The organism is Mycobacterium sp. SMC-2 (assembly GCF_025263485.1).
Taxonomy (GTDB): domain Bacteria; phylum Actinomycetota; class Actinomycetes; order Mycobacteriales; family Mycobacteriaceae; genus Mycobacterium.
On record NZ_CP079863.1, the window covers coordinates 811,088 to 828,447 of the forward strand.

Genomic DNA, 17,360 nt, shown 5'->3' on the forward strand with positions numbered 1-17,360 from the left:
AGTCAGATGTGACTATCGTGGAATGCCTCGGAAATGCTCGGTTGTGGTCATGACGCGCGGCTCGCCGGCCTCGTAACGTCGCGGCATCAACACCCGCGAGCAAACAAGGAGGTGTGAGCCATGAGCCTCACGACCGCAACCGATGAATTACGCGCCCGGCTCGGCTCGCAGGTGATCCTGCCGGACGACCCCAGGTACGACGAGGCACGTGCCCTGCACAACGGCATGATCGACAAGCGTCCGGCCCTGATCGTGCGCTGCGAATCGGCTGACGACATCGCGGGAGCCCTCGAATTCGCCCGGAGGTCGGACCTCGCGGTCGCCGTCCGCGGGGGTGGCCACAACGGCCCCGGGTTCGGCTCCGTCGACGGTGGCCTCGTCATCGACCTGTCGCTGATGAACCGCGTCGACGTCGACTCCGAAAGGCGCACCGCGCGGGTGCAGGGCGGAGCGACATGGGCACAGGTCGACGCCGCCACGCACGCGCACGGTCTGGCGACGCCGACCGGCATCATCTCCAGCACCGGTGTCGGCGGCCTGACGCTGGGCGGCGGCCACGGCTACCTGACCCGCAAGCACGGCCTCACCATCGACAATCTGTTGGAGGCGGAGGTCGTCCTGGCCGACGGCAAGGTGGTGACGGCGTCGGAATCGCAGCACCCCGACCTGTTCTGGGCGCTGCGCGGCGGCGGCGGAAACTTCGGCGTGGTCACGTCGTTCACGTTCCGCCTGCATCCGGTTCACACGGTGATCTGCGGTCCCACGGCGTGGCCCTCGTCGGCCACCGCCGACATCCTCTCGTGGTACCGGGACTTCATGCCCGCGCAGGACGAGGATCTCTACGGATTCTTCGCGGCCATGACCGTCCCGCCGGTGGCGCCGTTCCCCGAGGCGTTCCACCTGCACAAGGCGTGCGCCGTGGTCTGGTGCTACACGGGTGATCCCGCGGGCGCCGAAGAAGCGTTCGCGCCGGTCCGGCAGATGGAACCCGCCTTCGACGGCCTGGGCCCCGTACCCTATCCCCTGTTGCAGTCGACCTTCGATGGCCTGTATCCCAAAGGGCTGCAATGGTATTGGCGGGGTGACTTCGTCCGGACGATTCCCGACGCCGCGGTGCAAGCCCATGCCCGCTTCACCGAGGAACTGCCGACCATGCACTCCACGATGCACCTGTACCCGATCGACGGTGCGGTTCACCAGGTCGGCCAATCCGACACGGCGTGGGCGTACCGGGACGTCAACTTCTCCCAAGTCATCGCCGGGGTCGACCCCGACCCGGCGAACGCGGAGCTGTTGAAACGCTGGACCGTCGACTACTGGGACGCCACCCACCCGTACTCCGCCGGCGGCGCCTACGTGAACTTCATGATGGACGAGGGGCAGGAGCGGGTGCGGGCGACCTACGGTCCGAACTACCAGCGGCTCACCGAGATCAAGGCGCAATACGATCCGGGCAACGTCTTCCACATCAACCAGAACATCCGGCCCGCCGGGTAAACCTTTGGGGCTACGGGGTTTTGAGGAAGACGTCGTTGAGCGTGACGGTGCGCAGGTTGCGCGAGCGGATGACGTCGACGAGTTGCGGGTAGACGTGTGTCACCGGCAGGTGATTGAGGTGGCCGATGACGATGGCCTGCGGCGTGAAGTACTGGTCGGCCATCTGCACGATGTATTCCTCGGTGATCAACGTCGCATCCGACAGCGATCCCGACCATAACGTCGGCATGGTGTAGCCCAGGTCGGTGGCGATGGCGTCGACGACCGCATTGCGCTTCGCATACGGCGGCCGCCAGTACGGCTTCGCACCGATTCCGTATGTCTTTTTGAGGAATTCGTCGTTGCGGGTGAGTTGCTCGTCGACCTGCTCCTTGGTCAGCGTCGTCAGATCCGGGTGTGACCACGTGTGGTTGGCGAGTTGGATCTGCCCGCTGTCGACCAGGGGCCGCAGCAGCTCCGCGTTCTCGGTCCACGAGGCGTAAGTGCCGTTGACGAAGTAGGTCAACCGCACACCGGTGTCTTTGGCGAACTGCGTGTACGCCCGCACCACCTCGCTGTTGACGCCGTCGTCGACCGTGAGCGCCAGCAGGTCACCTTCCCCGGGGATCTTCCTCAAAGCGCCCCCTCCGGGCAGGGGGATGCGGGCGCTCAGCGGTGGGGGCGGCAACAGGGCGGCCGGGGCGGTGGGTCCGGACGTCACCGCAGAAGCCGGCGGTACATCGGCGAAGGTTCGCGGCTGCGGGTCGACCACCAGCCGGGCGGCGCCCACACCGGCGACGACCGATGCGGCGAGCGAACCCAGAAACTGACGGCGATTCATCGTGGATCGGGCTCGACGGTAATTGCCCCGCGGTGGGCACCGGGCCACCCCGCGGAGGGGTCGCCCGTCGTGCACAACATCGCAGCCATCAGCAGCAAACCGTACCACTACCAGCGCCAATATCCCGGAAGCGTTACGGGAGGGTGAGCTGTGAATTTCTCGATCAGTGCGGTTCGCCGCCGCCGCGCCGGGGCAGCTGGACTTGCTCAGCTTGGGGTGTTCCCAGCGTCGAGGCGAGCCAGGGTAGTGCGGCAGCAAACGCCTGGGCGGCAAACGGCCAATCATGCTTGCCCGGCTGGCTGACCACGGCGCAGGAGATGCCGTTCGCGGTGGCGGCGGTGCACAACGCGTTGGCGGCGGCGTCCTGGCCTTCCGGGTTGGCGGCGGGGTCGGTGCTGGTGGCGGTGGACGTGGGATTGGCTTCCTCGGCGACATTGCGCTGCTCGGACGAACCCGGGACGTCGAACCAGCCCGACAATCCGGTGTAGCGACCATGCCGCGCCATCACGGTGAGCGGGTCGAACGCGGCCCAGGCGGTGTGGTCGCCATTGAACAATTTGGCGATCGTTTGATCCTTGGGGCCGACATTGGGGCTGCGGTCACCGGCGATGTCCACGAAGGCGCTGAACAGTTCCGGATGCATGACCGCCAGGTCAACCGCGCAGGTGCCGCCCATCGACCATCCGGCGACACCCCAGTTGGCTCGATCGGCGCTGACGCCGAAGTTCGACACCACGAAGGGCACGACGTCCTTGGCCAGGTGGTCGGCGGCGTTGCCCCGGCTGCCGTTGACGCACTCGGTGTCGTTGTCGAACGAACCGGTTGGGTCGACGAACACCAGCACCGGGGAGAACCCGTGATGCGCGGCGGCGAAGTTGTCGATGGTGGTGAAGGCGCCGCCTGGGCCCAGCCAGTCGGTCGGGGTGTTGAAGGCCGAGCTGATCATCATGACCGCCGGCAGCCGAGGCGGCGGATTGCTGTTGAACCACGCGGGAGGCAGATAGACCAGTTCCCGGCGGTGGCGAAAGTGCGAGGCGTTGTCGTCGATGTCCACCGGCACCACCACGCCCTTGCTCGGCCTGGTCCCGGCGACCTGCATCTCGGTGACCCGCAGCCGGTCGATCTGGTCGGGCAACGGCACGGAGGTCAGTTGATTCCATGCGGCAAGTGCCGTCGGGAAGTAGCCCACCCAGCTGTTCAACGCCATCCCGGCACACAACACGCACAGGGCTATGGACAGCACCGCCACCCCGCGCCGCCACCAGCGGGCACCCCGCCAGCCGACCAGGAAAACCGCGGCGGCGAGGCCGCTCAGCGCGATCCAGAGCCACAGCGCCGTCGGCGCCGGGTCCCCGGCCACGCCGAGCGACGTGATGTACCAGTACGACAGCGCGGCCACCGCGGCGGCCGCGATCAGGGCCGCGGGCAGCACCCGCTTGAGCCAGCGCGGCGCACGCCACTGGATCGCGATTATCAGCATCAGCAGCGTCAGTGCCTGCACGGTCGGCGGAAACCACCCATGCAGCAAGGACAGTCGTCCGAAGAATTGGTCCAACGGTCGTTGCCTTTGCTAAGTCGATCGCTGCGCGGGGCGGACCCGTGGTCTTTTCGAACGCGGTGGGTCGAGACAACTATCCCACACCGGCCGCACCCGCCCGGCTCCCCTCGTGGCGCGTGGGCGTGGCGGTCAACCGCCTGTGACGCTGGTGAACGAGCGCAGCCGCAGGCTGTTGGCGACCACGAAAACGCTGGAAAACGCCATCGCGGCGCCCGCGAGCATCGGGTTGAGCATGCCGAGCGCGGCGAGCGGGATCGCGGCGATGTTGTAGCCGAAGGCCCAGAACAGGTTGGCCTTAATGGTCGCCAGCGTCCGCCGGGACAGCCGAATGGCATCGACGGCGGCGCGTAAGTCACCGCGGGTGACGGTGAGGTCGGCGGCCTGGATCGCGACGTCGGTGCCGGTGCCCATGGCGACCCCGAGATCGGCGGTCGCCAGCGCCGCGGCGTCGTTGACCCCGTCGCCGACCATCGCGACCACCTTGCCTTCGGACTGCAACCGCTTGATGGCGTCGACCTTGTCGGCGGGCAGTGTTTCGGAGATGACCTGCGTGATACCGACCTCGTCGGCGATCTGCTGCGCGACGGTCCGGTTGTCGCCGGTCAACAGGATCGGTGTCAGGCCCAGCCCCTTGAACTGCCGGACCGCCTCCGCGCTGGTCGGTTTGACGGTGTCGGCGATCACCAGGACCCCGCGGGCGCGGCCGTCCCAGCCGACGCCGACCGCGGTTTTGCCCTCCCCCTCGGCGCGGTCCTTGCCCGCCGACAGCGCGCCGTCCAGCGGCTGGTCCCAGGCGGCGAGCAAGCTCGGGCGCCCTACGACGACGGTGTGGCCGTCGACGATGCCCCGCACGCCGTTTCCTTCGGCGTTGGTGAAGTCTTCGGCCGCGGGGAGGCTGCCGAGCTCGGCTTTGGCGGCCTTGGCGATGGCCTGAGCGATGGGATGTTCCGACGCCTCCTCGAGGGCCCCGGCGTAGCGCAGCAGCGTCTCGCGGTCCGTCCCCGGGCCGCCGATCACGTCGACGAGGGTCATCTTGCCGGTGGTGACGGTGCCGGTCTTGTCGAGCACGATGGTGTCGACGCTGCGGGTGGACTCCAGCATCTCGGGTCCCTTGATCAGCACGCCGAGCTGAGCCGCGCGACCGGTGCCCACCAGCAGGGCGGTCGGGGTCGCCAGCCCGAGCGCGCACGGGCAGGCGATGATCAGCACCGCGACGGCCGCGGTCAGGGCCGCGGTGGCAGGGAACCCGAACGCGAGCCACGCTCCGAGCGTCATCAGGGCGATGCCGATGACCACGGGGACGAACACGCCCGAGATGCGGTCGGCGATCCGCTGCACCTCGGCCTTGCCCGACTGGGCCTCCTCGACCAGCTTGGCCATCTGCGCCAGTCGCGTGTCGTCACCGACCCGGGTGGCGCGTACGACGAGGCGTCCGCCGGCGTTCACGGTGGCGCCCGTGACGGTGTCGCCCGCACCGACCTCGACGGGGACGGATTCGCCAGTGAGCATCGAGGCGTCCACGGCCGAGGATCCGGAGACCACGATGCCGTCAGTAGCGACCTTCTCCCCGGGCCGCACCACGAACTCGTCGCCGACCGCGAGGCGGTCCACCGGGATGCGGGTCTCGGCTCCGTCCCGCAACACGGCGACATCTTTGGCGCCGAGCTCCAGCAAGGCACGCAGCGCGGCGCCCGCCGTCCGCTTGGAGCGCTTCTCGAAGTACCGCCCGGCGAGCACGAACAGGGTCACACCCGCGGCGACTTCCAGGTAGATGTTGCCGGCGCCGTCTGAGGGCCGGACGGTCAGTTCGAAGCCGTCCCGCATCCCCGGCTCCCCCGCCGTCCCCAAGAAGAGCGCATACAGCGACCACAGGAAGGCCGACAGCGTTCCAATCGAGACGAGGGTGTCCATGGTGGCGGCGCCGTGTCTGAGATTGGCCCAGGCGGCGGTGTGGAAGGGACGCCCGCCCCAGACGACGACCGGTGCCGCCAGGACCAGCGACGCCCACTGCCAGTACCGGAATTGCAGGGCGGGGATCATCGCCATGGCGATCACCGGGGTGGCGAGCACGGCGGAAGTGACGAGGCGGGTGCGTAACGCGGTGAGCTCGGCATCGTCGGTCTTCTCGCGGGCGGGCGCCTCCCGTTGCGGCAGGGTGGCGCTGTAACCCGCTTGCTCGACGGCGGCGATCAGTAGCTGGGGGTCGTACCCCGGGGGGACGGTGAGGGCGGCCTTTTCGGTGGCGTAGTTGACGGTCGCGGCGACGCCGTCGAGCCTGTTCAGCTTCTTCTCGATCCGCGCGGCGCACGACGCGCACGTCATCCCCGCGATGGTCAGTTCGATATGGCTCACCGGCGCCGCGCTCATGCCACCAGCACGGCCTCGTAGCCGGCCTCTTCAACCGCCCGGAGCACCGCGCTCGCGTCGATGGGCACGCAACTCGTGATCACCAGCCTGCCGGTGTCGGCGCTGACCTCCACGCGCTCCACGCCGGGCAGGCGGCCGACCTCCTCCTTGACGGCCGCCTCGCAGTGGCCACAGCTCATCCCGTCGACCCGGAATTCGCTCGTGTTCATGCCGCTCCTTGCCTATACGGCGGCGGGTACTACCGCCAACTCAACGCATGCGCCCGCGGCGGCTCTTCCCGCCAAGCGCCATGATCCCTCTAAGACATTGTGCCTGGTTGGCCGGAGAGTGTCTGACGCCGAGTGGCTATTGCCGCAGGTGCGAGCCGCCGCCGATGTACCAGACCTGGCCGGTGATCCACTCGGCTTCGTCCGATAGCAGAAAGGCCGTGATTGCGGCGAGGTCGTCGGGTCTGCCCAGTCGAGTGGTCTTGCCAAACATGAGGAAGGCCTGCTGCAGTTGTGTGTCGTTCTGACGTTCCTGGGTTTCGCCCATCACCAGCCCGGGCATGACGCCGTTGCTCCGGATGTTGTGTCTGCCCCAATTGACGGCGACGTGGCGGGTCAGGTGGTTCACCGCAGCCTTCGAGGCGCCGTAGGCGACATGCAGCGGATCGCTGCCCAGGGCCGCACCAGAGGAGGTGTTCACAATGCTGCCGCCACCCTGGTCGAGCAGGTGCGGGAGTACGGCGCGGATGGTGCGGACGTAGCCGAGCAGGTTGACGTCGAGGGTGCGCACCCAGACGTCCATGTCGGTATCGAGAATCGTGGTGTCGCGCCCCAGGTTGTGGTCGGAAAGGTCGGCACCGACGTTGTGCAGACCGTGAAGCGCACCGAATTCCCTCATGGTCAGGTCGACGAGGCGCCGCACGGACGCATCATCCGCAAGGTCGAATTCCACGGCGATCGCGCGCCCACCGGACTCGGCGATCCGTTCGGCGGTGGCGGTGGCGCCGGTGATGTTGAGGTCACCGATGACGACGGACGCCCCCTCGCCGGCAAGGCGCTCGGCGGTCGCGGCGCCAATTCCGGTGGCTCCTCCGGCGATCAGGAATGTTTTGTCCTTCAGCCCGCGCATCAGACATAACCCACGCCGATATCGACCGAAACCTGGCTTGCGGTAACCAATCTGGATTGGTCTGACGCCAGCCAGGCCACTGCATCCGCGATGTCTTCCGGCTGCGCAATGCCTTCGGGCAGCAGGTGCTTGTGCATGCCGCGCAAGTGGGGGTAGTCGTCGGCGGCCGATTGCAGCGCTTCGCGCATCCGTCCGGTGCCCATCGGCGTCGACACCGCGCCGGGGTTCAGGCTGTTGACCCGGATGTTGTACCGGCCGAGCTCGGCGGCGAACGCGCGTGCCATCCCGACGACGGCGTGTTTGCTTGCGGTGTAGTGGATCATGAACGACTGCATCTTGATGCCGGCAGCGGAACCGATCAGGATGATCGAGCCGCCCCGACCGCCGTCGATGATGTGATGTGCACCTGCCATCACGGTGTTCCAAGTGCCAACGACGTTGGTGTCGATGGTGTCTCGGAACGCCTGGGCGGTGATCTGATCCCAGGGGGCCGGGCTGCAGATCCCGGCGTTGGCGACGATCACGTCGAGTCGCCCCAGCTCGCCCACAGCCTCGTCGACGGCGGCCTTGAGCGCGTCCAGGTCGCGAATGTCGATAGCCGCGGTGATGGCCTTTCGACCGTTCGCGGTGACGACTCGCGACGTTTCGGCCAGATCGTCGGGCGTCGGCGAATCGTAGGGAACGCACGGCGGCAGTGGTCCGGCGATGTCCACCGCGATGATGTCAGCGCCCTCGGCGGCCAGCCGCGCGGCGTGGGCTCGGCCTTGTCCTCGCGCGGCGCCGGTGATCAGCGCTACCTTTCCCGACAGTGACTGGCTCATCGGTCTTTTCGTTTCCTCTCTTGGTCGCGGTCGATCTTGTCGAGCGGATTGGAGCGTTCGAGCATCCCATAGGTCTCTTCGCCATCCCAGGTGTAGCGCACGCCGGCCTGCTGCAGCGCGGGGAAACTGGGCATCTCCTGCTTGAGCGCCTGCATCGAGTACATGTCGTCGTTATGGTGAATGTCGTGGGTGGAAAAGACTGTTTCACCGCCGATTTCGACGACGCCGTCGGCTGTCTGTAGCACCAGCGAGACATCCTCGCCTAGCGGCCGGAGCTGGGTCAGCCAAGGCACCTGGACCGCTCGGGCGGGGACGAGGTCGCCGTCTCCCGCGAAGACGAATCCCTCGTTGAAGGAGGGCTGGCCATCGGCGCGAGGCGGGTAGGCGATGTATCCGAAAGCTCTTCCGTCGGGGAAGACCGCCGACTGCCACGAGTGCCCCCAGAAGCCGGCGAGCTTGCGCACTCCGGTACGCCGAATTCGCAGCCCACTGCCGGTGAACCTGTGGTCTTTGTCGGCGGCGTGGAATTCGCCTGTGGCGGTGAATAACTGCTCATAGCGCGGGCCGCCCATGATGGCGCCCACCGCGGTGGTTTTGAGTTGTGCGTCGGCGTCGGGCTGCAGCGCTCCCTGCACCCAGGGGGGAACCGCCATCTTCGCCTCGACGCGAAAACTGATGTCCACCGACGGGCCGTCCTTCTTCCCGGCGGCCAGGTCCGCGGAGGACGTCTGCACCGCCGACCCGTCGTACGACATCGTCCAGGTTTCGAAGGGCTCGATGCAGCGGAACGCGAGGCCCCCGGCGCCCAAGACACTCGCCCGCCCGTCGGGCCCCTCGACGGGCAGCGACGGCCCATTGCCCCGCAACCGATAGACCCGGCCGTCGGGGAAAGCGACATTCACTTGGATGTCGTGGGTGTCCCAATTAGCGCCTACGGCTTCAATTCCGATGCGCGGCAAGCCAATCTTCCCGCAGTCATCGACCACCCAGAAGCTCACCGAGTCACGCATCTCCGGATCCTGCGGCCGCTGAGCCAACATGTACTCGCGCGCGGGGTCGATGCCCCCGGTCAGATCAACGGCCATCCATTGTCTCCTGTTCGTCGGTGTTCCGGAGCGCAGTCCACCGGCGCGCACAATCGACATAGCGCGCGAATCGGGGCCGCACCTCGTCGAGGTCAATGCCGAACTCCACCGGGTTGGCATGTGTGCTGGGTTCACGTTCGGCGGCGGCGTGCGTCCACCAACTCTGCATGCGTGTTTCGAACTGGGCACCCACGGGGGCGCCCAGCCACGCATACAATCCGGTGACCTCGCCGATCGGGTCGTCCTGCATGGCGCGGAAGTCGATGTCGTAGAACCGATCCTCTGCGCCGTTCGCACGGAACTCCAGCGCGCGCTCCATGCCCAGCGACCAATGCTCCACGTTGAGCCGGCCGATGTAGTGGCGGTCGATGTCGCTGCTGAACGATCCGATGATGTCGGCGTACAGATCAGCCACCGACAATATGACGTCGGTCGGATCGCGGTGTGTCATCACGAACCGCGCGTCGGGAAATACCGCGTCCAGGGCGCCCAGCCATAGCACGTGCGACGGGCATTTCAGGCGCCAAGGGCGCTCGGGCTCACCCCATTGCAGCAGCTTCATCACCCGTCGCTGATACCGCAGCGTCGGGACGAGGTCCGCCTCATGGACCAACCACGTTGAATAAGAGGGGATTTCGGCGAAGGACTGGAAGATGTGCGACTTGAAGTCCAGTGCCATCAACTCGTGGCATTCCATCGGGCCATGCGTGTCACCGGGTACGTGGTGGCGGGTGCCAACCATCTCGCCCTTGTCGGGCGGGATGCGTGGGTCGATGCCCCGCACCGTTGCGGGCGGCGGACAGGGTTGCGACGATTCCCATCGCCGTAGATACCGGACATCGGGATCCTGCGCCAGCAGCATCGACAGTGCCGTGGAGCCGGTCCTCGGCAATCCCAGACCGATTAGCGGCTCGTTGATGGGTACGTCGTCGATCTCGGGATGGCGTCGATACCAATCCTCGACCTGTAAGCGCTGCGAAAGGTGACCCACGATGCGCTGATGCAGGAACGCCTGGCCGCGGTCGTTCAGCCGCGCCTCGCCGCGCAGCGCGGCGAGCAAGATGTCGAGGCCTTCGGCGAACGAGTCGTCGCCGAAGTCGCCTAAACCGGTCTGCTCGCTCGCCCGGTCCATGGCCTCGGCGGTGGTCAGCAAGTCGGGCAACTTCTGAAAATCATTGTGATCACCGCTATCCCATCCACTGCCCGCCAGCGACGTCGATGGTCTGACCGCACATGTAATCGGCGGCCTCCGAGGCCAGGAACGCGACCATGTTGGCGGCTTCCTCAGGCAGCGAGGCGCGCCCGAGCTGGACCTGGTTGGTGATCGCCTCGTGAATGGCGCCCCGGCCGGCGCGCTGCTGGTCGTCCTGCGGGTCGAGCAGGTACTGCCTCATCTCGGGTTTGATCATGATGCCCGGTGCCACGCCCAGGACATTGACACCGCGCGGCGCGACCTCGTGGGCGAGATTACGGGTGAAACCGATCACCCCGGCTTTGCATGCGTTGTAGACGACGAGGCCGCGCTGCTGGATCCGGCCGCCGACCGATCCGATGTTGATGATCTTCCCCGAGCCCTGCGGAAGCAGGTACTGCAGCGCGGCATGTGCTCCGTACATCATCATGGTCAGGCTGCCCAGGACCGTGTGATCGATCTCGTCCTTGGTCTGCCTCTCGAACGGACCGGCGGCGACCATCACCGGATTGTTGACCATGATGTCCATGCCGCCGAGTTCGCCGTGCGCCCGCTCCACCGCGGCGTGCACTTGATCCCAATCGGACATGTCGGCCTTGACGGGGATGGCCCGAACTCTCCAGCGCTGCTCGACCTCCTTCGCGCGGCGCTCCACCTTCTCGAACGTCCGGCCGATCAGTGCCACGTCGGCGCCGCAACCGGCCAGCCGGTTGGCAATCGCCTGCCCCAGGCCGTCGCCCCCGGCGCCCGTCACGAAGGCCTTCCTGCCGGACAGGTCCATCAGCTCGGTCACCCGCTTGCCGATGATGTGCTCGGGCAGCCGATCCAATCCCAGCAGTTGCACCCAGTCCTGCTCATCTTGCACCGTCATTGCGGCTCACTTTCAAAAGCTCGACTCGATTCGCCAGCCAGACCTGCATGGCATCTCACCGAGACGCCATGCTGGCCTCGCCCGACGATATGGCCGGATCGAGGCGGCACGGTAATACCAATTCGGGAAATCAGTGATGCTGAATTTGTATGACTGGTAGATCTGGGAGGCGATGGATACCCACCGACTCAAGTACTTCTTGCAGATAGCGGAGGAAGGTTCGATCTCGCGTGCCGCCGCCGTGTTGGGAATCGCCCAACCGGCGCTGAGTCGCCAAATCCGGCTGCTGGAGGAGGACCTCGGCATCACGCTTTTCCAGCGGACTCGGAGGGGAGTGCACCTCACCGAGGAGGGCGAACGATTGCGCTTATCGACGGCTGCACCGCTGCGCCAGCTAGAGCTCGCGGTGCGCTATGCGGGATCACCGCTGGCGCGGATAGAGCGCGGATTGCTGTTGGGCATGGTGCCCACCGTGGCCGGTGTGCTGGCCGCGCCGCTCCTGGCGACCCTGAGCGCGGCGTTTCCCAACGTGCATTTCCGAGTCTCAGTGGCCGAGACGGACGAACTCGTCCAGCGCATGCTCAAGGGCGCGATCGACTTGGCGGTGATCAATCCGGTATCGGATGACCGCCTTTTCTACCGGCACCTCGTCGTCGAGGACCTCGTGCTCGTCGGGGGCCCAACGTGTGATCTGTCGCCTACCAGCCCGGTGTGTTTCACCGACCTGGCCGCGCTGCCGCTCGTCATGCCAAGCGCTGCGACCGGCATCCGCAACACCCTGGAGCACACGGCGCTTCGTCTGAAAGTCGGTGTCACGGGGCGCTTTTCGACGGACTCGCTAGAGGTGTCAAAGCACCTAGTCGAGACGGGCCTGGGATATGCGGTCCTGCCACCGGGGGCTGTCGGCGCCGACGTCGATGCGGGACGGCTGCGTTGGGCGCCTATCTGCGAGCCCGGAATCAATCATCAACTCGGTGTGGGGGCGACCGCGGCGCTTGAGCTGCCTCGCGAATTCGCCACGAAAATCGGGATCCTGCTGCGGGAAGAGGTCGCGCGGCTGACGAAATCAGGCCTTTGGCCAGCCAGGTTTGAGCCCTCGCCGATTTGGGATCCGAATTTCGGAGAGCCCCTAGGCTAGCCGGGGCTACGCTGCTCCAAGGTCGGAAGGAGATTCTCAATGACGTTGTCAAGCCGCCGCAGTAGTGGTTGCGGGTTGGTAGACGGCGTGGTCGCGCAGCATGGCCCACAGGACGTTGAGTCGGCGACGGGCCAGGGCCAAGACGGCTTGGGTGTGGCGTTTCCCTTCGGCGCGTTTGCGGTCGTAGTAGGTGCGCGAGGCGGGATCGGTGCGGATGCTGACCAGAGCGGACAGGTAGCAGGCGCGCAGCAGGCGCCGGTCGTAGCGGCGGGGGCGTTTGAGGTTGCCGCTGATGCGGCCCGAATCTCGCGGTACTGGGGCCAGACCCGAGACGCCGGCGAGGCGGTCGACGGAGGGGAAGGCGCTCATGTCGCCGCCGGTGGCGGCGAGGAACTCGGCGCCGAGGATGACGCCGAAGCCGGGCATGCTCAGGATGATTTCGGCGTGGCGGTGGCGGCGAAATCGGTCCTCGATCATCGCGTCGGTGTCGCCGATTTCGGTGTCGAGGGCCATCACCTCCTTAGCCAAGCGGGCGACCACGCCCGCGGCAAGCTGTTGTCCGGGCACGATGGTGTGTTGGGCGTTGGCTGCCTCGATGGCGGCGGTTGCGACCGCATCGGCGTTGCGGGCCTTGCGTTTATGCAAAAAGGCTGCCACCCGGGCGGCACCGGCCCGGCGCAGCCCGTCGGGGGTTTGATAGCCGGTGAGCAGGATCAGCGCGGCCTTGCTTTTGCTGTAGTCAAAGCCACGTTCCAGGGCCGGGAAGTATTCCAGCAGCTGGGCGCGCAGCCGATTGATCGCGCGGGTGCGATCGGCCACCAGATCGGCGCGCCGACTGGTCAGGATGCGCAGTTCGACGGCGATGTCGTCGCCGGGGCGCAACGGTTGCAGGTCGCGGCGCATCCGGGCCTGATCGGCAATCACCGCAGCGTCTTTGGCGTCGGTCTTGCCGTCGCCGCGGTAGCCACCCGAGGCGTGGTGAACAGTGCGGCCGGGAATGTAGAGCAGCCGCTGCTGGGCAGCGATCAGCAGCGTGATCAGCAATGCAGCGCCGCCGGCGTTGAGGTCAATCGCCCAAGTGACTTCTCCGCCATCAGCCAGCGCCGCGACCATGTCGATCAACTCCAGCAGCGCGGCCTCGTCATTAGCGACGCGCCGCGACAGCAACGACTTGCCCTCAGCGTCGATGACCACGCCGTAATGGTCCGCTTTCCCGGCGTCCACACCAGCCCACACAGGTTGTGCCACAACCACCTCCGTTCCCGTCTCGGTTTCTATCAACCCAGCAGACGACCACGCCAGCGTGTCCTTACACAGCGATCACATCGCATCTCTCAATTAGCGGTCGAGTCGTCGCGGGACCCCGGGCGGCCAATCTCCTTCGGCCATCGAAGACAGCAAAACCATGAAAGCCATACCCGACGTCCCCGGGCAGTTGAAAGCCTACGGCCGAGGGCAACAACCACCCTCCAAGAAAGGTAAGGACACCATGACCGTCACCGTTGTCGACGCAGGTCCGCGGCAGGTAAGCCGGTCGGTCGAAGTGGCGGCGCCGGCCGCCGAGCTGTACGCGATGGCCGCCGATCCCCGGCGACACAGCGAATTGGACGGATCGGGCACCGTGCGCGACAACGTCAAGGCTCCCGCGGAGGTGGCTGTGGGGTCGAAGTTTTCGACCAATATGAAGATGTATGGCGTGCCCTATCGCATCACCAGCACGGTGACCGCCCTCAAACCGGACGAACTGGTCGAGTGGCGTCACCCCATGGGGCACCGCTGGCGATGGGAGTTCGAGGCGCTCTCGCCGACCCGGACGCGGGTCACCGAGACATTCGACTATCGCGACGCCGGCGCGATCAAGAACGCGCTGAAGTACTACGAACTGTTGGGTGCGCGGAAGGCCAACGCCGCGGGCATCGAAGCGACACTCGCCCAGCTGCGCGATCGCTACGCGGGGTAGCCGGTCGCACGCGACGGTGAACCAAATCGGGGCGCCGATCGTGGCTGCTCTGTGGACACGATCGAATCGCCCCGCGCGGGGTGGTTGGCTATGCGAGCGGGGCAACTGATCGGCCGCTACGGGCTGGTTGTCATCCTGGCCTGGATCGGGTTCGGTAAGTACGTGAAGATGGAATCCCGCACGCTAATCGAGCACAGCCCGCTGATGAGCTGGATTTACGACGTGCTGAGCGTGACCGCGGTCGCGCGGATGCTAGGCACCATGGAAATCGTTGCCGCAGTCCTGATTGCGCTGCGGCCGGTGTGGCCGCGCGCTTCGGCGGTCGGAAGTGCCCTGGCGGTGGTGCTGTTCGTGGGAACGCTGAGTTTCTTGGTCACCACCCCCGGTGTGATCGGGACCCACGCCGCGGGGCTTCCCGTCCTGTCGGCGCTGCCGGGCCAATTCCTGCTCAAGGACCTTGTCCTGCTTGGCGTTTCGCTGTGGACCCTGGGCGATGCGCTGTCGGCGGGGCGGTTCACACTCGGGGCAGCACCTCATCGGCCAGCAGCTGCAGGCTGGCCCAGCCCGCGTCGATCGGCAGGCCACCGATGAGTGGATTCGTGACGATTTCTTTTCTGCCGCGGCGAATCTGCTCGATCAGCCGCTGGGGCGTCAGGATCTCGACGTTGCCGAGGCGGCGCAGCTGCTGAACCGAGGCCGGGGAGTCTTCGTTGGGTCGCGGCACACCGGCGCGCTTCCAGCCGCTGTATTCGGCCGCTTCCGCCAGGATGAACTCACCGTAACGCGACCACGCTTCATCGGGATCGTCGTGCAACAACGTGACGGTGCTGCCGTTTTCGGGGCGGTAGACGAAACCCTCGTTTCCGTGGTTGCGCAGCTCCTGCGCATACACCGCTTCCACCTCGGGCATGGCCATCGGCGGTGAGAACGGAAGCCCGAAGCGGGCCGCGCGTCGGGCTGCCGCGGCGGTCATGCCGCCAACGAAGAAGATCGGATGCGGTCGGGTATGCGGCTTGGGCGTGACGTTGATGAGGGCGCCCTGATATTCGAAAGGCTGGTCGCTCCACGCCTTGAGCATCACCGCCAGGCAGTGATCCATCAGGGCCGCGCGCTTCGACCAGTCCTTGCCGATGGCCCGATACTCCTCGGGCCGGTAACCCATGCCGGCCACGAAACTGAAGCGGCCCTGGGTCAGGTTGTCCAGCACGGCGACGTCCTCGGCCAGCCGAATCGGATCGTAGAGCGGGACGATCAGGGCGTTGATGCTGATGCGCACGTTGCGTGTGCGCCCCGCGACCGCGGCCGCCAAAATCAACGGCGACGGAAGCCAACTCGTGGCCGCCAGGTGATGTTCCTCTCCGCTGACGGCGGTGAAACCGTGCTGATCCGCGAACTCCGCCATGTCCAGTGCCGCACGGTAACGCCCGGCCTGGCGCGCCGTGGGATCCGCGATGTTGGTCATGTTCAGCCGCAGCGCGGTGAGCAACTTCATCGGTGTACGCCGGGCGGGTGCGCGAACAGCGTCCCGCCGATCAAATCCTTCGCCGCTGCCAGCGTGGCGGCGTAGGCGTCCGCGTCCAGGCTGGCCGCGCGCTCGGCGAGACCGCGTGCCAGCGCGTGGATCGCATCGGCCGCGGCACCCGGGTCGGTGCCGGGAGCCAGGGCGCCACGCGCCCCGGCATCGTCGAGGACTTCGCTGATTATGTCGCGCAACGCTTTTCGTCCGGGCACCTTCGGTCTGCCACGGGCCGGGTGCTCGTGAATTTCGGCGCTGACAGCCCGGTCGAACGCGGCCAGCTGGGGATACTCGCGCATCAGCCGGCTCGCCTCGTCCAACACCGCCGCCAGGCGATCGACCACGTCGCCGGCCTGCCCGGCCGCGGCCCGCAACCGCGGCACCGCGGCCCGCTCGATGTGCTCGACGGCGGCGTCAAGCAACTCGGACTTGTTCGGAAAGTAGTGGTACAGGCTGCCGCTGGTCATGTCGGCGGCGCGGGCGATCTCGCGAATAGTGGTGCGGGAGTAGCCCTTCTCGGCGACACACCGCATCGCCGCGGTGATGATGCGCGCGCGAGTCTGCTCACCGTCGGCACCCACCGGGCGCCCCAGTTGCGACTGCGAGGTGCTCATGCGGCGCAGTGCTCGCCGAAGGTCCGTCCATCACGCACCGCGCACCTCCACCGGAAACCCCGAACTAATCGATCACTCGATTATATTCGACCGTGCCGGGCACGAAGCGCCGGCGGACGGGATGCGAAAGTTGGGGAGAGCATCGTGACGCGGGCACAGCTGGGACGCCCGGTGGGCGCCAGCGGGCAAGAGACCCGCCAGCGGATCATCGTGGCCACCATGCGCTGTGTCGCCAAGGTGGGCTACTCCCGCGCGACGATTCGCGAGATCGCCCGCACCGCGAACGTCACGAGCGCCAGCCTGTACAACTACTTTCCGAACAAGGCCGAACTGATCAAGGCCGCGATCGCCGCGCGCACCGATGTCGCATTGCCGCGGCTACGGGCGGCCGCCGCGCGATCCGGGAGCGCCGTTGACCGCATCGAGGCGGTGCTCGACGAATCCGGCCGGCTGATGCGCGAGTATCCCGATCTCGCCGCCTTCGAGTGGGTGATCCGCGCCGAAAGCGCCGTCCTCCTCGATCCGCAACTAACCGGCGGCGCCGGATTTCAGGCCTTCCGCGAGATCATCGAGGGCGTCGTCGACGACGCCTACCGTCAGGACGATCTCGCGCACCGCTCCGATCGGCGCAGCGTCGTCGAGGCCGTCTATGCGCTGATCTACGGGTTGGTCGAGCTGGCGGCCGCGTCACCGCCCCGGGACTATCACGCCGCGCTGGTCGCGGCCAAGAAGATGGTCAGGGGGACGCTGTTCGCGGCGGGCGCGAAGGGATAGCCGCGGGCGCCACGCCCCCTTGATATGATCA

At 66.8% G+C, this 17,360-nt stretch carries 17 protein-coding genes; 5 read left to right on the forward strand and 12 right to left on the reverse strand.

The genetic code is table 11. The annotated features are described in order from the left end of the window. Nucleotides 1-120 precede the first annotated feature (120 nt). Entirely contained in the window at nucleotides 121-1,497 is a 1,377-nt protein-coding gene (locus tag KXD96_RS03865; protein WP_260743032.1) for an FAD-binding oxidoreductase, read from the forward strand. Between the two features lie 10 nt (nucleotides 1,498-1,507). Here the strand turns inward: KXD96_RS03865 and KXD96_RS03870 are convergent, their stop codons facing one another. The 9 genes from KXD96_RS03870 to KXD96_RS03910 all read right to left on the reverse strand — a co-directional run bounded on the left by KXD96_RS03870 (nucleotide 1,508) and on the right by KXD96_RS03910 (nucleotide 11,327). Then, nucleotides 1,508-2,317 (reverse strand): polysaccharide deacetylase family protein, encoded by an 810-nt coding sequence (locus KXD96_RS03870; protein ID WP_260743034.1) that lies wholly within the window; start codon nucleotides 2,315-2,317, stop codon nucleotides 1,508-1,510. Between the two features lie 163 nt (nucleotides 2,318-2,480). Then, a complete protein-coding gene (locus tag KXD96_RS03875) occupies nucleotides 2,481-3,872 on the reverse strand; it encodes an alpha/beta hydrolase family protein (RefSeq protein ID WP_260743035.1) in 1,392 nt (463 codons plus the stop codon). Nucleotides 3,873-4,004: 132 nt separating this feature from the next. After that, complete coding sequence (locus KXD96_RS03880; protein ID WP_260743037.1) at nucleotides 4,005-6,242, reverse strand: cation-translocating P-type ATPase; 2,238 nt, start codon at nucleotides 6,240-6,242, stop codon at nucleotides 4,005-4,007. After that, nucleotides 6,239-6,451 (reverse strand): heavy-metal-associated domain-containing protein, encoded by a 213-nt coding sequence (locus tag KXD96_RS03885; protein WP_260743039.1) that lies wholly within the window; start codon nucleotides 6,449-6,451, stop codon nucleotides 6,239-6,241. The genes KXD96_RS03880 and KXD96_RS03885 overlap by 4 nt, the downstream gene beginning before the upstream one ends. A 136-nt stretch (nucleotides 6,452-6,587) precedes the next feature. After that, nucleotides 6,588-7,358: an SDR family NAD(P)-dependent oxidoreductase gene (locus KXD96_RS03890; RefSeq protein ID WP_260743040.1), complete on the reverse strand. Its 771-nt coding sequence runs from the start codon at nucleotides 7,356-7,358 to the stop codon at nucleotides 6,588-6,590. Further along, the gene (locus KXD96_RS03895) at nucleotides 7,358-8,179 is read right to left on the reverse strand and encodes a mycofactocin-coupled SDR family oxidoreductase (protein WP_260743041.1); all 822 of its coding nucleotides are present in this window, start codon (nucleotides 8,177-8,179) and stop codon (nucleotides 7,358-7,360) included. The genes KXD96_RS03890 and KXD96_RS03895 overlap by 1 nt, the downstream gene beginning before the upstream one ends. Further along, on the reverse strand, nucleotides 8,176-9,264 hold the full coding sequence (locus KXD96_RS03900) for a hypothetical protein (RefSeq protein WP_260743042.1): 1,089 nt from the start codon (nucleotides 9,262-9,264) through the stop codon (nucleotides 8,176-8,178). The genes KXD96_RS03895 and KXD96_RS03900 overlap by 4 nt, the downstream gene beginning before the upstream one ends. Continuing rightward, nucleotides 9,254-10,396 (reverse strand): sulfotransferase, encoded by a 1,143-nt coding sequence (locus tag KXD96_RS03905; RefSeq protein WP_396878694.1) that lies wholly within the window; start codon nucleotides 10,394-10,396, stop codon nucleotides 9,254-9,256. Before KXD96_RS03905 ends, KXD96_RS03900 begins: the two co-directional genes overlap by 11 nt. A gap of 55 nt (nucleotides 10,397-10,451) precedes the next feature. Further along, entirely contained in the window at nucleotides 10,452-11,327 is an 876-nt protein-coding gene (locus KXD96_RS03910) for an SDR family NAD(P)-dependent oxidoreductase (RefSeq protein ID WP_260743045.1), read from the reverse strand. A gap of 172 nt (nucleotides 11,328-11,499) precedes the next feature. Here KXD96_RS03910 and KXD96_RS03915 point away from each other — a divergent pair, with 172 nt between their 5' ends. Continuing rightward, nucleotides 11,500-12,465 (forward strand): LysR family transcriptional regulator, encoded by a 966-nt coding sequence (locus KXD96_RS03915; RefSeq protein ID WP_260743046.1) that lies wholly within the window; start codon nucleotides 11,500-11,502, stop codon nucleotides 12,463-12,465. Nucleotides 12,466-12,513: 48 nt separating this feature from the next. Here the strand turns inward: KXD96_RS03915 and KXD96_RS03920 are convergent, their stop codons facing one another. Further along, nucleotides 12,514-13,719 carry an IS110 family transposase gene (locus KXD96_RS03920; RefSeq protein ID WP_396876743.1) on the reverse strand — a complete coding sequence of 402 codons (1,206 nt, stop codon included), beginning with the start codon at nucleotides 13,717-13,719 and terminating at the stop codon, nucleotides 12,514-12,516. A gap of 235 nt (nucleotides 13,720-13,954) precedes the next feature. On the opposite strand from KXD96_RS03920, the gene KXD96_RS03925 reads away from it, so the two are divergent. Together KXD96_RS03925 and KXD96_RS03930 are read left to right on the forward strand one after the other, a co-directional pair. Beyond that, complete coding sequence (locus KXD96_RS03925; protein WP_260743048.1) at nucleotides 13,955-14,425, forward strand: SRPBCC family protein; 471 nt, start codon at nucleotides 13,955-13,957, stop codon at nucleotides 14,423-14,425. 90 nt (nucleotides 14,426-14,515) lie between these two features. Continuing rightward, nucleotides 14,516-15,016 carry a YkgB family protein gene (locus tag KXD96_RS03930; protein WP_260745196.1) on the forward strand — a complete coding sequence of 167 codons (501 nt, stop codon included), beginning with the start codon at nucleotides 14,516-14,518 and terminating at the stop codon, nucleotides 15,014-15,016. Here KXD96_RS03930 and KXD96_RS03935 read toward each other — a convergent pair. Then, nucleotides 14,940-15,917: an LLM class flavin-dependent oxidoreductase gene (locus KXD96_RS03935; protein ID WP_260743049.1), complete on the reverse strand. Its 978-nt coding sequence runs from the start codon at nucleotides 15,915-15,917 to the stop codon at nucleotides 14,940-14,942. The two genes, KXD96_RS03930 and KXD96_RS03935, sit on opposite strands and share 77 nt — an antisense overlap. Continuing rightward, nucleotides 15,914-16,555, reverse strand: coding sequence for a TetR/AcrR family transcriptional regulator (locus KXD96_RS03940; protein ID WP_260743050.1), 642 nt, complete (start codon nucleotides 16,553-16,555; stop codon nucleotides 15,914-15,916). Before KXD96_RS03940 ends, KXD96_RS03935 begins: the two co-directional genes overlap by 4 nt. A gap of 144 nt (nucleotides 16,556-16,699) precedes the next feature. Between KXD96_RS03940 and KXD96_RS03945 the strand changes: the two genes are divergently transcribed. Next, a complete protein-coding gene (locus tag KXD96_RS03945) occupies nucleotides 16,700-17,329 on the forward strand; it encodes a TetR/AcrR family transcriptional regulator (RefSeq protein ID WP_260743051.1) in 630 nt (209 codons plus the stop codon). The last annotated feature ends 31 nt before the right edge of the window (nucleotides 17,330-17,360 follow it).